This is a genomic window from Pseudalkalibacillus sp. A8, assembly GCF_045920555.1.
Classification (GTDB): Bacteria; Bacillota; Bacilli; order Bacillales; family Fictibacillaceae; genus Pseudalkalibacillus.
Window position 1 is genome coordinate 2,675,414 of record NZ_CP174509.1, and the last position, 15,956, is coordinate 2,691,369.

Below are 15,956 nucleotides of genomic sequence, written 5' to 3' on the forward strand. Positions count from 1 at the left end.
CATTGTTTTCAAAGGTCAGTGAGCTGCCAAAAATCTTACCTCAAAATTGACTGCTCGAGCAACATGGAGCTGCTGAGCAATATCTATACCTTCAATAAGATGTTGGGGAGAAATTCGTTCGATAAGTTAATTTTATCTGTCTTGTATTTTAAACTTCATAGTAGGGCTCCTCTTAGATGGTTGTTTTGGGATACATTCATCTTACAAATGTGCTCTTTTTATATCAAAGCCTAAAATTAACGCTCTACAGGAATGCTAAAAGGTGTAATTCTACAGCAAGAATTGTGCTCTTTTTTTGTTAAGGGCCAGATAGGTGGTATGTACTAAAGGAAAACAAGATTAAACCAAGAAATATTTAGAATGATTTTTTAAAGGGGAATTATGGAGCGACAGCCGATAAAGTTCGATGAATTGCCAGTTGAGATTCTAGATTATGTTGGAGTAAACAAACTTCGACCTCCAAGGCAGGGACACACCTTAGATGTAGGTATTATAGAAACTGGAAAAAGTAAGTATGTTTTAAAAAGAACAAAAGGAAAACAATTCTGTTCTTGGTTAACAAAAGAAGAGATTGTACTTAACTGTTTATCAAAAACTAATCTTCCAACACTTGTTAGTATCAGAATCAGAAACAATCATACAAGAACACAGAAACATTGAACAAGGATATAAAGCAGTTTGAAAATTAAATGAATCAAACAGCCACTGTGGTCAAACAATTGTCTAAAGGCATAACCAGACTATCAAATGGCTTCGATCAATAGGGCAAAGGATTTTCGTCTCTGCAGCACGGAAATCGTCAAATTGGCACATAGCGAAGAATGGAGCTGTCCAAATGACCAATGGTCTTATCCAACTGACTGAAGGGTCTGAAGAACTATCGACCCAATTAAATGAAGCAGCAAGGAAGTCGTCAGGAATCCACACCGATAGTCCCACAACGTCCATGTTTGCCAAGCCTGTTTGACTTATTGAATCACTTGTAAATTTTATAATCCTGACGCTACCCCATACCCATCAAGCTAACACCATTGCATTCCTAGAGTTGACCTGTTTCTCCAAGTTAACCCTTTAAATTACTAAATAATGGTATGCCAAATAAGCCCTAAACGGGGTTATTTTTTTACACTATGCTGCATTCTTGTATAAATGGATTTATACTTGCTCAGTTCTCGTTTTTTCCTGCTGAGTAGCAGCTGCCTCATTTGAAACATGGTAGAGGAGCAGAGGAGGATACCTATTAGTTGACCATATAGGTAACATTCTAATCGCTCTTTTTTGATTTCTTTACAATGAACCATTTCAAAAAAGGACTTCCATGTTTTAAAAAGTAACTCAATTTGCCAGCGAAGTGAATAAAGATCATGAACATGTCCGGTTGGGACGTCTTTCTGTGGCGTATTGGTTATGTATACATTAATGGCGCTCAACCGTTTACTTCGTTCTTTCATGACAACCCCTTTCTTTTTTTCCTTTATCGATTGATCTTTCAACCGTTTTTGGGTTTGTTCTTCCGTAAGTCGGTGGATAATCACTCTAGTCGGCAACTTTTGATACTTGCCAATATAAACATCTGAAATTTCATAGGTTTGGCCCGGTTTTAATTGATGCATGATCTCTTCCATATCTAATTAAATATACTCGGTTTGCTCTGACCGTTCCATTTTTGAAGTATTCGGGATCAGGATTTCTCCGATAAATTCGAGTGTTTAATTTTAAGCGAGAGATATAATAGGCTCCTTTTTCAGCCATTTGATGGAGATCATCCAGATCAAAATATCCTAAATCGCGTAAGCATAAATCACCTGTTTGTACCGTTTTTAAACAAGTGGAACCGTAGGTTCGATCATTTTGTTTCCCTGGTCCTGAATGAACGTGAAGGAATTGGCCACTGAGAAGATCATATTCTAATTGAACCTTTAACCCAGCTGTATGGCTACTGCCTCCAGAGCCTTGATACGTTGAGGCAAATATATCTGGGAGTTGAAAGGTCGTAGAATCCAAGATTCGTATTCGCTGAAACTGAGAACATAGTGATGAGGAAGAACCTGAGAGGAAAATAGATTTCGTGTAAGCAGGGAAGTTAATACATGTCGTAGGAGCCTTACAGCCGAAGGATTAAATCGTTGATTAAGTCCTTCAGGACTTATCAAGACTCCCGTCGAAGATTCTAAACGACTACATAACTGTGTTAGGGAAGTACTCGCTACTTTTTGACTTAACCACACGCACAACGCTATTAAATATTTGGCTTGTACTTACTACTCCTTTGGACAAAACCTACCTTTTGGCCCAGATGTTGGAGAGCTTGTGGAGAAAAAGAACGTTGTAATTCCTGTGAAAAGAGGTAAGTTCGTCTGAAACCATCAAAAACACTATCCTTTCCATCCTGTTACAGAAAGAATAGCGTTTTTTTCGGTTTGGGGGTAATAATTTGCATTAACTTGATGGGCATGGGGTACAGCCAACATTATGTGGTTATCTTAACTTCAATGTGAGAACTATTGGAATATCAATGGTTCTCACATCATTTACATGTATTCAATGTAACCTTGGTTTAAAAAGTTCAATCATTTTATGGCCATCTAGCTTCAGTAACGAATCCGTTTATTAAAAAAGAACGGTTAAAACATGCTAAGCCTGTGGCTACAATAATTAAATACGCATTGTCAATCAATAAAATTAGAAAGACCTGCGTACTAAAAAAACCAGTAAATGAAAAAGATCCATATCCGTACACCAAGAATATGATTCATTCGACTTACTCCAGATATGAGGGTCATCCTCTTATCCTTATTTTAAACTGCTTCTGTAGTTACTACTGCCTTTACTGCTCAGTAAATCCCTTATAGTCTGCACCTCTACCATGCAGACAAATCAAAGGCTGCCGAGAATTTTCGACAGCCTGAGAACTACTGACTGTTTTGTTTATTAAGAGCCTTTATTTTGCAACGGCCTGACCACAATATAATCCAGTTCATAAAATCCTTGATCCTTCATGAACATAATCGTATTGGTACCTTTTTTCAAAGGGACCTCTATTTTCGTGGCCATGAAACGCCCCCAGCCTTGTGTGCCTTGATATGTCAACGAGTGTACTTCGCCATTGACAATCATTTTGCCGGTCGAGGCATTGTATCCATTTCCATTGGCAAACCAAATATCAACATTATAATTTCCCGCTTTAGGAACAACAACTTGATTGAACTTCACATAGCTTTCGGCAAAATCAATTCCGCCTACATAGCTTCTCCCAGATGCATGGGGTGTGTTCGTTCTTACTTCTGCACGGGATATGTCGGCTTTTTCCGCTTCATATTTCGCTGCACCCGTATCTGCCAAGCTCTCCGTCACTTCAGGGAAATAGGTGATACGCAGGTTTTGCGCTCCATATGGAATCAATTCAATATTTTCAGTCGGCTCTGTTGAAAGAATTGGTCCAACAGGCGGTTCGGCTGCTTCTACGTTATTAGCTGCTTTACCCCATGTTGGGATTTTTTTCGCTTTAGCTACCAGCTTAACTGGTGTCGTTGCTTGTTCGAACGGATTCTCAGGCATTGGTCCTGTAATCACATCGATGGATTTCTCTGGATGCTCCCGGTCTATAAGCAAACCGTAGTTCCATGGATTTTCCGCCTTTACACTATACTCATTGAAGCCTAAAGTAGACGCATTGAATCCTGGCACTTCAGCAATCGGCTTGTTTTTAACCTGCCAACTCTCATCCATTTGCAGGGAATACACAAGCGGACCGCGTTCAATACCAATGGAATTATTGACCCATGTTGTCGTTTTCAGCTTCATCGGCACTTGAAGAACCACTTTGTCACCGCTCTTCCATTTTCTGTCGATGCTTACATACTCTCCTGCTTTCACAGCTTTCACAGGCTCTCCATTCACAGTTACGGTAGGATTAACCGACCATGCCGGAATACGGAGTTTAAGTGGAAACTGCACCTTTTTTGAAGCTGTTATGTCAAATTTGATTTGATCTTCAAACGGATAATTTGTGGTCTCATTAATCGTAACGTTTGCATCTTTCAGTTTCACTGATACCTTACTCGGACCGTAGGCAATTACCCCAATGCCTCCGTCTGCAGACGCTGCCCACATATTCTTCACTAAATATGGCCAGCCCATATGCATATTGAAGCGGCAGCACGGAAAACCAGAAGTTGGCGAAGGCATCATACCGTTGGAATAGTTTTGTTTAAAGCCATGATCTGCATAGTTGCTCTCTACTTGATTAGGTAAGGAATAATATTGATGGTTCTTGATTTGCTTATCCAAAGCTCCCGGAAGAGAGTTGAAGGCGATTTTTTCCAAGGCATCTCCAATCTGCGGATCGCCAAGAATCATCGCAGCTTCCTCATTACTTTGCATCCGCTCTGTAATGGCGTTCGACTCCCTGTGTGGAAGAAATTCCAGCTAGCATTTCGGTACCGGAGGGCATGCCGGTTATCTGATTATGATTAGATAGATTCTTCACTCCCGCCGCAAAAGCATCACGATCGTTTTTGGAATGCGAACGCTGGTAATAAATAGCAGGCATTTTAATAGCTTCATTTACATTAACCGTATGAGTAGGATGGAAATCATTTCCGAAATCCTGAAACTTATTATTGTTAAACAGGTCTGCAATTGGATAACCCTGTCCTGCCAGCAAATCTGCCAGGTCAAGCAAGAACTCGTCACCCGTATGGTTGTACAACCATAAGACAGTATCTATATTATCTCCAACCCGTATTTTCCCCCATTCCCTTAAAGGTTGGGTAGGCAAATGAGCGGCTTGATACTTAAAATAGTTTGTCATAAACGGAAGAACGCGTTCATCACCTGACGCTTCGTAATAATCTTTCATCGCATAAAGCGCTACCATGCGAGGCCACCAATCTTCATTCTTAGACGGACCGAAAAAACCATCCTCACGTTGACTCTCAAAAATGGCGTTAATCCATTTTTGAGAAGTGGCGATGAGATCCTTATCTTTCAACGTATAAGCAAGAGGAATCAAGCCTTTTAAATAATAAACAGGTCTTTCCCAATCAGATTCTGGTGCTGTGCCTCCAAGCCATGCTGCATCTGTTCCCAATTCGCTATACAGATCCTCCGCATAACCGGTAGCTCCGTCGCGTTGGAGCTCAAGTTGCTTGAGAAGCCAGCCTTTAGCTTCAACTGAACTAAGAGGCAGCGGAGTAAACGGTGTCTCAACGAGCGGACTTTTGTTTGCAACAGGTTCTTTGAAGGTTTTGTCAGGTATCACATACGCACTTGCAATTAAATCATCAAAGAAAGCTTGGGATTGGTGGATTTGCAATCCAACTCCACCTTTAACGTTATGGACTCGACTTTTATCACTATATTTGATGACTGGAGTGCGAGTATTGTTTACGTAGACCTTAATCGTATTTTTGCTGGTTACGACTTTCAGATGGTAAAACTTATTCGGATCGATACTATTAAACACTTTCGATGTTTTCAGGACATGCAGCTTGTTGTTTTTCATTTGATTAAGAGTTACTTTTCCATCGCCGCTTATTCCAGCATAAAAGCCGCGTACATTGGCTTTTTTCGGGGAAACGTTCTTCATTCCGAATAGAAGACCTGCGTCTCCATTTCCTGTATCCGCAGACAGTTTTACATTAGCTTCCAAAGTCAGGTCTTCGAACTGCATATCCTTAGCGAGAATTTTATGGTTCTCACCCTTATTGACCTTTAGGGAACCTGACACTAATCTCCAACTACCATCAACGATATTCCATGAGTCAATAGTCTGCTCTGGAGCAAAGTCGAACTTATCTAAGAATAAACTGCTGCCATCCATAGTATTAGCCATGAAGTTATCATAAGTTGGCTGGGAATTGTAAATTCTAACTCCGATATCCCCTTCTGTATAAGTACTATCGGTTTGTTCAAGCACCAGGTCATTATTCATATAGACTTGAATTTTGTCGCCAACAGCAGTCACCTTTAAATGATAGGAAGTATTTGGCTCTATTGTAACCGCAGACCGTTTCAATTCGTTCCAGTTGTTGTCCATACGCCCTAGAAACACAGACCCGGTTCCATTAGCTGTCACTCCAGCGTAGTAGCCTTTGACATTGTCAGTACCTGGTACAGCGCTATTAACCCGAAATAATACCCCTGCATCACCATTCTGGTCTGCAAGGCTGATATCGGTCTCCAAAGAAAAGTCTTTAACAGTTGTGTTATTTACGATAGCTTTAAATCCAGCTCCTTTACTTACAGTCAACTTTCCTGAATCGATTGACCACGGACCTTCGATCACATTCCATTTATCATTGATTACTGTTTTATCGAAATGATCCGAGAAATAATTGTGGATTTCTTTACTCTCGGCTCCTTGAGCAGAAAACGGGAAAACAATCGATACAAATAAAGTCAGAATAAGAAACTGAACAATCGTTACTTTGCCTTTCAATGAATTCACCTCTCTTTATTTGTTATTCAAATAAACACTATTACTCTTACAGGTATCAAAGCACCATTCTCTTAAATTGGCTCTTACGTTCCATCACCTCCCACCTCCATTCATAAAATTAAATTGAAAATACTTGTCTAAAAGATTAATAAGTTTACTGCTCAGCAAGACTACCAATCTTCTCAGCCAGCTTTAGCGGGTCCACCAAATGAAACGTATCGACAATATATCCTTCTTTATCGATTAAGAACATAGTAGGCAGCGAATGAAGTTCATAAAGATCAGCCGCGTGCTTATACTCATCTAGCAAAATCGGGTATTGTAGTTTGTTTTTCGTAATGAAAGCCTTAATATTTTCGGGCTGTTCTTCCGTTGTTACATTAATTCCATAGAAATCGATTTGATTCTTATACTTCTCATAGAGCTTTCTCAGCTCCAAAGCTTCGACCGAGCATGCATCACACCAGCTCGCCCAAAAATTCAAGACGATCGGTTTTGTACTTTTTCCTCCGATTGAAACATAGGAGGAATCATCAAGTGATTTCAATGTAAATGAAGGTGCTTTGACGCCAGTTGATTTCCGCACTTCGCTGGAATGCGCCTGACTTACGATTCTTTCCAAAGCTTTCGCATCTAAACTCTTAACCTCACCTATATCTGCCCTGTCGGCTGCTAATTTGTTTACGGCCTGGAAAGTGGCAAAGAATACAATGAGTAAGATGGCAATACATAGCCATATGTTTTTTTTCATAAAAAAACCTTCCTTTTCTTCTCTGAAATGCCAGCGCTATCAATTAATTATTTAGCGAATAATTCTATCGTAAATGATCTCACACTGTCTGTATTTCCAATATTCAAATATTTTTTGTGATTTTCGGCAGAGAATAAAAATTATCTTTTTGGGAGCCCCTATATTTCTAGTGACAGGGTAATTGCTCTAGCCCTCAGGATTCTTTCAATAAAAAAATAATTATTAGCCATTTTCTGATCGTCTTACGATCCCTCCCTAGTTCTTCGGCAATTAGCAGTGGAGAATCCTTCAACTAAAGAAGTTATAGGCGTAATCCTAGTTGATTTAAAACTTGATTCATGAAAAACGTGACCAGAACCACCTCACTTGAATTATGGCAATGATAGTAATGAACATTAAAATAATTATGGGAACGGCTAGTAGAATAAGAAAAATAATCTTCAACAATCGGGCGCAAGTGCGGCTGAGCTTAGGTCGTATCATATAACGGGTGGGATTCCCGTCGAGTAAGAACTAGCCATTCGCTCGTAGCGAGTCTTGGAGGACTAAAGGTAACTTTAGTCTTTAAGCGTAGACAGTGAGGTGGAGCAGCCGTCAAGGCTGAAAATCTGATGGAGTGAAAGTCTCCTGTCATCAATTGGTCGATTCAGATGACTAGCATATCCAATGCGTGGGGAGGTAACAAACCACGTTCTGCTTGGAAGTAGAAGTCACGGCGGCCTGTTCTACACAGAGAGAACAGGGTCGGAACAGTCTGCGTGGCGAGCAAACACAGAGGCCAGAAGGCTTTAACGAATACTGCAGTTCCGAAATCTACGCCCCTCATTAGAAGCTGTTGGAGGGATTATTGCTTAGCGTCGACCTTTGTCTTGCGAGGGAAGACCGATGTCCTACAGGAAGAAACGATCAAAAGCACTGTAGGAGCAGCCGGGATATGGGTTCTAGCATCTGTGGAAAGATTTTCAGAGATAACGACGGGAAGGTCCTACTTCAAATTGAGAAGGTACTTATCAATAAAGACTTTCCATATAAGAGGCAAAATAGAAAATGGAAAGATGATCTAGGACTGGCGCATGAGGTCGTAGTAGCTATGAGGGAAGAGTAATGTCTTCTTAAGTATAAGTAAATTATACTCCTAATCAAGGTAACACCTCTGATAGGGCAAAGGACCTCTGGGCACTTGGGAAGTTCGAACATTATAGACACTGAGCTATGCAGTATGTTCAGAACTAGCTTACTAGTAAACCTACAAACGATGGGGGAATATGTGTACCAACATTTAAGCCTGCGGTTGTATGGGAAGGCTTGTATGTGATTACCAAGGTCAGAACCGGACTCGGGAAATCCGACCGTCCGGGATCGTAGGGGGGCTATAGGAAACGTGATTCAACTTAATGCGCGCGCCTATTTTCTACCCGACAGCGGGCCGAAAGCCAACTGGTTGAAGGGATTGAGCTCCATAATGATTGTAAGTCGAGAGGGCTGATGCTTTTTGCGCTGCAGAAAGCTACATTTTACCTTTCGTTAAGGCAAGAAGGGTAAAACCTCTCTGGAGTCATAGACCTTGGCACGTTATACATTGATATGATACGGCAACTCAGGAGACCCTACCGGTCTTTTCTTTTTTTTAGAAGAGTATGGTGTACAAGCGATAAAAAGCAAGGAAACCAAATGCCGATGTAGGGAGTCGGATAGCAGCGTAGTACCAATGAAGTTGGGTAATGCCGATGGAGGAAAGGCTGCTACCTAGTTTTCACCCTTACTAGGGACACATTTACTACACACAGAGGTAGGTATTTTAAATGGAAACAAAACTACTAAGGATAGCAGAATTAGCAAAGTCTGATCCTAAAATGGAATTTAAATCGCTAGCACATCTATTAAATAAGCAAGCACTAGCTCAATGTCATCATGGATTACCCAATAGGAAAGCATCAGGGATCAACGGTACAACTAAAGAGCAATACAGTGAAAATTTAGAAGAAAACATAGAGGAGTTAGTAAGTAGACTTAAAAGTAAAAGTTATCGTCCTGTTCCAGTAAGGAGAATGTATATTCCCAAGCTCAATTCAAACAAGAAAAGACCATTAGGAATACCGGAACATGAGGACAAGGTTGTGCAAAAAGGCATTACGAAGATACTAAATACCCTCTATGAAAATGATTTTCTAGACTGTTCCTTTGGGTTTCGTCCAAACCGTAGTTGTCATGATGCTTTGAAAATACTGAACTTCTATATTGAAAAGAGATCTGTAAATTATGTAGTAGATGTCGATATTAAAGGATTCTTTGACAACGTTGACCACAAGTGGATGATGGAGTTCTTAAAACTGCGAATTGCTGACCCCAACCTACTAAGAATAATGGGTAGGTTTCTTAAAGGTGGATACATGGAGGAAGGGAAGAAATACAAAACAGACAATGGCACACCGCAAGGGAGACCTCCGAAAAAAGATCCCAAAAATACCCCCCGGTAGTATATAATAATATTATAAGGAGTTTTCAGGGGGGATTTCAGTGCTTAGAAAGGCGAATTCTAAACAACTTTCAGCATTCGACCAGTATTATTATGACAAAACCGTTCCGCAAGATCATTTATTACGCCAAATCGATGAAACAGTGGATCTTTCTTTCATTCGTGAAATGCTTTTGGAGCGATATTCTGATAATCGTGGAAGGCCGGCAGAAGAGCCTGAATTTATGTTTAAAATTTGTCTTTTAGAGTATCTATATAATCTCTCCGACCCTCAAGTTATTGAACACATTCGTGTCAATTTAGCTTACCGTTGGTTTCTCGGGCTAAACCTTGATGATGAATTACCAGATGATACGACAATCAGTTATTTTCGTGTAAACCGTGTAGGACTTGATAAGTTCAATGAAATCTTTCAATGTCTTGTAGACCAATGTATTGAACAGGGTCTAATTGAAGCCCAACCGAAACGAGCTATCGTTGATTCCACCCATATTATTGCAGATGTAGCCATTCCGACATGGCTTACTTTAGTTCGTCAAGCTTTGGAAAAAGTAATTAGCGAAGTAAAAATGACCGATGAATCAAAAGCCAGCGATTTTCAACAGCGTTATAAACAGCTTTGGGAAGAGTTGAAAGGAAAAACCCGTGATGAAAAATTACCTCACGTTTTAGAGCTTGCCACAGAGCTTGTGGAATTTGCAGACCCCTTACTAACATCAGATAGTCAAGATTCGTCGGCTATTACGATGTTAAAAAAAATCATTTCAGATCGTAAGGATACGGCGAAAGATCGCATAATAAGTGTTGTTGATCCAGAAGCGAGAACCGGGCATAAATCCGATATGCGCAAAATACAAGGGTACAAAGATCATATTATGATTGATGAAGAAAGTGAAATTATCACCGCGGTGAAAGTCACCCCGGCCAATGCAGAAGATGGAGATCAGCTCGTTGACTTGGTTACCCAATTTCAAGAAAAACATCATGTGCTGCCTGCCGAGTTATCTGCAGATAAAGGGTATTGGTTTGGAAAAAACCTCCGGTTTTTACACGAAAACAATGTCCAGGCTCACATTAGTTGGATGAAAACGAAACAACATAATTCTGGTCTATTTAGCCCCGAAGACTTTGAATTTGATGTAGATAAAATGCAGGTAACCTGTCCAAACGGAATAGTCAGTACCAAGTATAGAGACCGTACAAAAAAGAGAGATAATAGAAAAGGATACGAATTTACATTCACAAAAACCCAGTGCCGAGATTGTCCATTGCGTTCTCAATGTACAAAGAGTAAAAGCGTGCGAAATGTATTTATCAGTGAATACTTTTTTGATTTGAAAAGAGGACGAGAACACTACCGGACTGATCAATATAAAGAAGCAAGGCAAAATCGGTGGTTGATTGAACGCCGCCATGCAGACAAGGTAAAAAATCATGGATTACGGCGTAGCCGGTATCGCGGTACAGAAAGAACCGGGATTCATTCACTGATGAGCACAATCGCCTCAAACATAAAAAGGATGAGTAAACTCATTGGACAAAAACAATCACGGGAGAAGTCTGCCTGTTTGACCACTTCATAAACAAAAAAGATCGAAAGCAAAGGAATGTTTGCCTTGAAAACGCTCAACTGAACCAACATTCAAGCCCTATGAGCTTCACGTCATCCATTTTATGTAAAATCCTATTTTTTTACTCCGTTTTTTCGGAGGTCTCCAAGGTGGAGTAATATCTCCGGTATTAGCCAATGTATATCTTCATTATGTCCTTGACTTATGGTTTGAGAAAAAGGTCAAGAAACAATGCAAGGGACAGGCATATATAGTAAGGTATGCAGATGATTTTGTGTGCTGCTTCCAATATCAGAGCGAAGCTCAGGAATTCTTCCAATCATTAAAATGTAGATTAAAGAAATTTAACTTGGAAATTGCCGAGGATAAAACTAAAATTATCCCCTTCGGGCGGTTTGCGGAAAAAGATGCAAAACACAAGGGAAATAGTAAACCAGCAACCTTTGATTTCCTAGGTTTTACTCATTATTGCGGTAAAAGTAAAAAAGGGAAATTTCGGGTGAAACGGAAATCGAGTCGGAAGAAAGTCCAAGGTAAACTAAAAGAGTCTAAAGAATGGTTGAAGAAGAATAGAAATAAATCTATCCATATGATCATGGATAGATTTAGACGCTCGCTTATAGGTTATTACAACTATTATTGCATCACTGATAATATCCTAAGTGTCAGCAACTTCAAAGACAAAATCGAGAACTTACTGTTTAAATGGCTCAATAGAAGAAGTCAAAGGAAATCCTTTACATGGGATAAATTCAGACTATTTCTTGATAAATATCCACTACCTTCACCAAGAATTAAAGTGAATATATATGAATTAAGAAAAGAGATTAGCTATATTCTGTGAATGATGACTAGGAGGAGCCGTGTGCATTGGAGCAGCCGTCAAGGCTGAAAATCTTATGGAGTGAAAGCCTCCTGTTGTCAATTGACCGATTCAGACAACTAGCATATCCGATGCGTGAGGAGGTAACAAATCACGTTCTGCTCGGACGTAAAAGCCGTAGCTGCCTATATTACTCAGAGAATATAAGGTAGGAACAGTCAGTACGGCAAGCAAACCTAGAGGCCAGAAGGATTTAACGAATACTGCAGTCTCGAAATGGCTCCCCCTTCAGAAGCTGTTGAAGGGAATGTTGCGATTCGCCGACCTGTTGATGCATTGGGGAAGGCCGAAGCCCTATAGGAAGAAACGGTTATAAGCACTATAGGGGAAGCCGGGATATGGGCTCTAGCATCTAGGGAAAGATTTTCAGAGATAACGACGGGAAGGTCCTACTTCCAGCTGGGACGACAACAACCAGCAAAGACCCGTTATATAAGGTACCACCGAAATTGACAGGAGGATTTAGGACTGACGGATGAGGTCGTAGTAGCTAAGAGGAAAAGGTAATGCTTTTCTAAATATGTAGAAACATATTTCAACAATGGTAACACCAAAGTTGAGCAAAGGACCTCTGGGCACTTGGATGCCATGGGATGTGAAATAGGACACAGAGCCTTAAGAATAACAGTTATTTGTCCCGAATATGGCTAATTATGTAGTAAACCTTGTTATTGATTGGGGAACATGGGTGTCGCCATTTAATCCTAGGATAATAAGGGAAGGCTCATTTATTATATATCCAAGGTCAGAACCGGACTCGGGAAATCCGACCGTCCGGGATCGCAGGGGGGGCTTCAGGAAACGTAGCTTTAATTAGTGTGCGCGCCTGAATTCTATCCAGACAATAGTGCAAGCACGGTTCTGGGAGGGGGTGGAGTACAATTTACCGTAAGGTAGAAAGGCTCCATTCTACTCGACTTCAAGAATATGAACTGCACCCCAATTGTTAGACACAACTAATAATTGAAGGTGCAGGAACTTCCGTAAGTAGAGGGCTTATCGATAGTAAGTAGCTCGATAAACGGATGAAGAACTTCCGCACAAGTTAGTGTATTGCATGGGGAGGGGCTGACTTATAAGTTTAGTCAGCTTCTTTTTTTGATCAGGAAAGAAAAAGTTTTCTGTTAAATGAAAATTTTCAGTATTGACAAATGTATAAATGCGTTCATAATAAAAAGAAAACGTTTTCGTAAAACGTTTTCTTAAACGGTTTACGTTAACCATGATTCAAGGAGTCAAAGATGTCTGTAACAATAAAAGATATAGCTAAAAAGGCCAATGTTTCAATTACGACAGTGTCCCGAGTGTTAAACCACAAGACAGAAGGGATCGGACAAGCTACTCGTAAAAAAGTTTTAGACATAATTGAAGAGCTTGATTATCGGCCAAATACCATTGCGAGAAGCATGATTACGAAACAAACGAACACGATCGGGCTGATCATTCCCGACATAAGAAACCCCTTTTTCCCGGAGCTTGTGAGAGGGGTAGAGGATATCGCAAATCAATCTAAATACAGTGTTTTCTTGTGTAATACTGATGGGGACGTCGACAGAGAATCGGAGTCCTTAAGGTTAATGAAAGAAAAAAATGTTGACGGTATTGTTTTCACTTATGCTTACGCCTCACCAAGTAAACAATTAGAGGAATTGGCGGGTAACAGTAAAGTCCCATTTGTATTGCTGGACCGAGGATTAGATGATCAAAAATTTAGCGGGGTATATATCGATAACGAAAAAGCCGGTCATATGGCTACCAAACATTTGCTTGAGCTTTCCCATACAAAAATTGGATGTATCACCGGCCCGCGCGATATTCCAAACTCAAAGGATCGTCTTAAAGGATACTTGAAAGCGTTTGCTGAGTCTGGGATTCCTGCAGGTGAAAACCTTATTATAGAAGGCGATTACCAAATGGAAGGGGGATACCTTGCGGCTAAGACATTGTTAGGAAAAGAGAATGTGACAGCGATTTTTGCTTTTAACGATCTAATGGCATTTGGGGTATACCAGGCAGCTGCTGATTTAGGGATTAGGATCCCTGAAGATTTGTCAGTCGTCGGTTTTGACAACCTAAAATATAACCAGTTGTTAAAACCAAAGCTTACAACAATTGAACAATCAGCTTACAAAATGGGAGAGATTGCGACGGAGATGCTGCTAAAACAATTAAAAGAAGGGAGTAATGTTGAAAACAAAACCATTTACCTTGAGCCATCTATGATTGTTCGTGAAAGTACAAAAAAATTAGAAAAATAACTTTAGAGGAGGATTTAAATGTCTAAACCAATTATCATTGACTGTGATCCTGGAATTGATGACGCTATAGCACTTCTTCTTGCCATTGCTTCAGACGAGCTGGACGTTAAATTAATCACAACTTGCGCAGGGAATCAAACAATGGAAAAGATTACAACCAACGCATTAAAGCTGCTCAGTTTTATTGGTGAAGAAAAGATTGAAGTGGCAAAAGGAGCAACGAGGCCGTTATTTAAAGAATTGTGCATAGCTGATGATATACACGGTGAGTCCGGATTCGGGGAGGTAGAATTGGGAGAACCGAATTGTTCCGTAAGTGACCGTTCCGCATTGGAAGCGATGAGGGATGTTATCCTAAATTCGCCGGAAAAAGTAACAATTGTAGCAATTGGCCCATTAACCAATATAGCGATTTTAGTAAAATCATACCCTGAAATTGTTAACAACATTGAAGAGCTATCCATTATGGGTGGTGCTTGCTATGGTGGAAATTCGACACCAACTGCAGAATTTAACATCTTTGTAGATCCTGACGCGGCACAAATTGTGTTTAAATCAGGCATCCCGATCACAATGTTTGGGTTAGATGTCACCCATAAAGCTTTCTTGTCTAATGAAGATATCGAAAGAATTCGAAATACTGGTAGCAAAATTGGCGTTGCATCAGCAAGCATGCTGGACTTTTACGCAAGCAGGTTAACACGAGGAATTCATATGCATGATGCTTGTGCGGTAGCATATTTAGTAGATCCTTCGCTGTTTACAATTATACCTTGTAATGTTGAAGTTGAAACAAAAGGTGAATTTACAAACGGCCAAACTGTGGTAGATAAAAATGATCGAACAAACAAACCTAAAAATGCAAATGTTGCTTTTGATGTAGACAGAGAGAGATTTGCAGAAATGCTTTACCAAGCAATTGAAAAGTTTAACTAATTGAAATAATCAAAGGGGAGATTGATATGGCAAAGAAAGGGATTAAAAATCATTTTTCTTTAATGGCATTACTTCTAATTCCGATTGCGGTAGGAATCAATATTGTGGCTTATCAAATTGGACACCAAGTATTAAAGCTTCCAGTTTTTCTCGATACTATCGGGACAATAATGGTGGCAATACTAGCCGGACCTTGGGTGGGTTTAGTAACAGGCCTTGTCACGACTTTAGCCAATGCAATTGTTCATCCTACAATACTGCCATTTGGAATTGTGGCTATGGCAATTGGTGCTGGGGCAGGAATTTTGTCTAAATTAGGAATGTTTCAAAAGGCATGGAAAGTTGCGGTTTCAGGATTTGTCATTGCATCTATAGCAACAATTATTTCAGCGCCTATTCTTGTTTTTCTTTTCGGCGGTATAACAGGTTCTACAGGATCAGCGATTACAGCTGCGTTCCTTGCATCTGGCCAAAAAATCTGGACAGCGGTTTTCTCTTCACAGTTTATCATTGAAATCACAGATAAGGTCATATCTTGTTTTGCCGCTATTACCATCGTAAAGAGCATGTCAGCCAGACAGTTATCAAAGCTACATTATGGAAATCTTTATATAAAGAAGAAAAAATGATCTCCCATGA

The 15,956-nt window shown here is 40.1% G+C and carries 12 protein-coding genes and 1 pseudogene; 9 read left to right on the plus strand and 4 right to left on the minus strand.

What is annotated here, in order from left to right; translation table 11 throughout:
• Window positions 1-381: 381 nt before the first annotated feature.
• Together ACJROX_RS13840 and ACJROX_RS13845 are read left to right on the plus strand one after the other, a co-directional pair.
• Complete coding sequence (locus ACJROX_RS13840) at window positions 382-660, plus strand: hypothetical protein (RefSeq protein WP_408011288.1); 279 nt, start codon at window positions 382-384, stop codon at window positions 658-660.
• Window positions 661-835: 175 nt separating this feature from the next.
• Window positions 836-967, plus strand: a complete 132-nt coding sequence (locus ACJROX_RS13845) for a hypothetical protein (protein WP_408011289.1) — start codon at window positions 836-838, stop codon at window positions 965-967.
• A 178-nt stretch (window positions 968-1,145) separates the two neighbouring features.
• On the opposite strand, the pseudogene ACJROX_RS13850 reads toward ACJROX_RS13845, so the two are convergent.
• From ACJROX_RS13850 to ACJROX_RS13865, 4 genes and pseudogenes are all read right to left on the minus strand, one after another.
• Window positions 1,146-2,350 (minus strand): annotated as a pseudogene (locus tag ACJROX_RS13850) (IS4 family transposase); the annotation flags it as partial.
• Between the two features lie 581 nt (window positions 2,351-2,931).
• Window positions 2,932-4,383: a CBM35 domain-containing protein gene (locus ACJROX_RS13855; protein ID WP_408011290.1), complete on the minus strand. Its 1,452-nt coding sequence runs from the start codon at window positions 4,381-4,383 to the stop codon at window positions 2,932-2,934.
• Window positions 4,373-6,442, minus strand: coding sequence for a family 16 glycoside hydrolase (locus ACJROX_RS13860; protein ID WP_408011291.1), 2,070 nt, complete (start codon window positions 6,440-6,442; stop codon window positions 4,373-4,375). Before ACJROX_RS13860 ends, ACJROX_RS13855 begins: the two co-directional genes overlap by 11 nt.
• A 154-nt stretch (window positions 6,443-6,596) precedes the next feature.
• Entirely contained in the window at window positions 6,597-7,193 is a 597-nt protein-coding gene (locus ACJROX_RS13865) for a TlpA family protein disulfide reductase (protein ID WP_408011292.1), read from the minus strand.
• Between the two features lie 934 nt (window positions 7,194-8,127).
• On the opposite strand from ACJROX_RS13865, the gene ACJROX_RS13870 reads away from it, so the two are divergent.
• The 7 genes from ACJROX_RS13870 to ACJROX_RS13900 all read left to right on the plus strand — a co-directional run bounded on the left by ACJROX_RS13870 (window position 8,128) and on the right by ACJROX_RS13900 (window position 15,946).
• Complete coding sequence (locus ACJROX_RS13870; RefSeq protein ID WP_408011293.1) at window positions 8,128-8,298, plus strand: hypothetical protein; 171 nt, start codon at window positions 8,128-8,130, stop codon at window positions 8,296-8,298.
• 697 nt (window positions 8,299-8,995) lie between these two features.
• On the plus strand, window positions 8,996-9,670 hold the full coding sequence (locus tag ACJROX_RS13875; protein WP_408011294.1) for a reverse transcriptase domain-containing protein: 675 nt from the start codon (window positions 8,996-8,998) through the stop codon (window positions 9,668-9,670).
• Between the two features lie 40 nt (window positions 9,671-9,710).
• Window positions 9,711-11,252, plus strand: coding sequence for an IS1182 family transposase (locus ACJROX_RS13880; protein WP_408008337.1), 1,542 nt, complete (start codon window positions 9,711-9,713; stop codon window positions 11,250-11,252).
• Between the two features lie 145 nt (window positions 11,253-11,397).
• On the plus strand, window positions 11,398-12,084 hold the full coding sequence (locus ACJROX_RS13885; RefSeq protein WP_408011663.1) for a reverse transcriptase domain-containing protein: 687 nt from the start codon (window positions 11,398-11,400) through the stop codon (window positions 12,082-12,084).
• A gap of 1,280 nt (window positions 12,085-13,364) precedes the next feature.
• The gene (locus ACJROX_RS13890; RefSeq protein ID WP_408011295.1) at window positions 13,365-14,381 is read left to right on the plus strand and encodes a LacI family DNA-binding transcriptional regulator; all 1,017 of its coding nucleotides are present in this window, start codon (window positions 13,365-13,367) and stop codon (window positions 14,379-14,381) included.
• 18 nt (window positions 14,382-14,399) lie between these two features.
• Complete coding sequence (locus ACJROX_RS13895) at window positions 14,400-15,317, plus strand: nucleoside hydrolase (protein ID WP_408011296.1); 918 nt, start codon at window positions 14,400-14,402, stop codon at window positions 15,315-15,317.
• A gap of 26 nt (window positions 15,318-15,343) precedes the next feature.
• On the plus strand, window positions 15,344-15,946 hold the full coding sequence (locus tag ACJROX_RS13900; protein WP_408011297.1) for an ECF transporter S component: 603 nt from the start codon (window positions 15,344-15,346) through the stop codon (window positions 15,944-15,946).
• The last annotated feature ends 10 nt before the right edge of the window (window positions 15,947-15,956 follow it).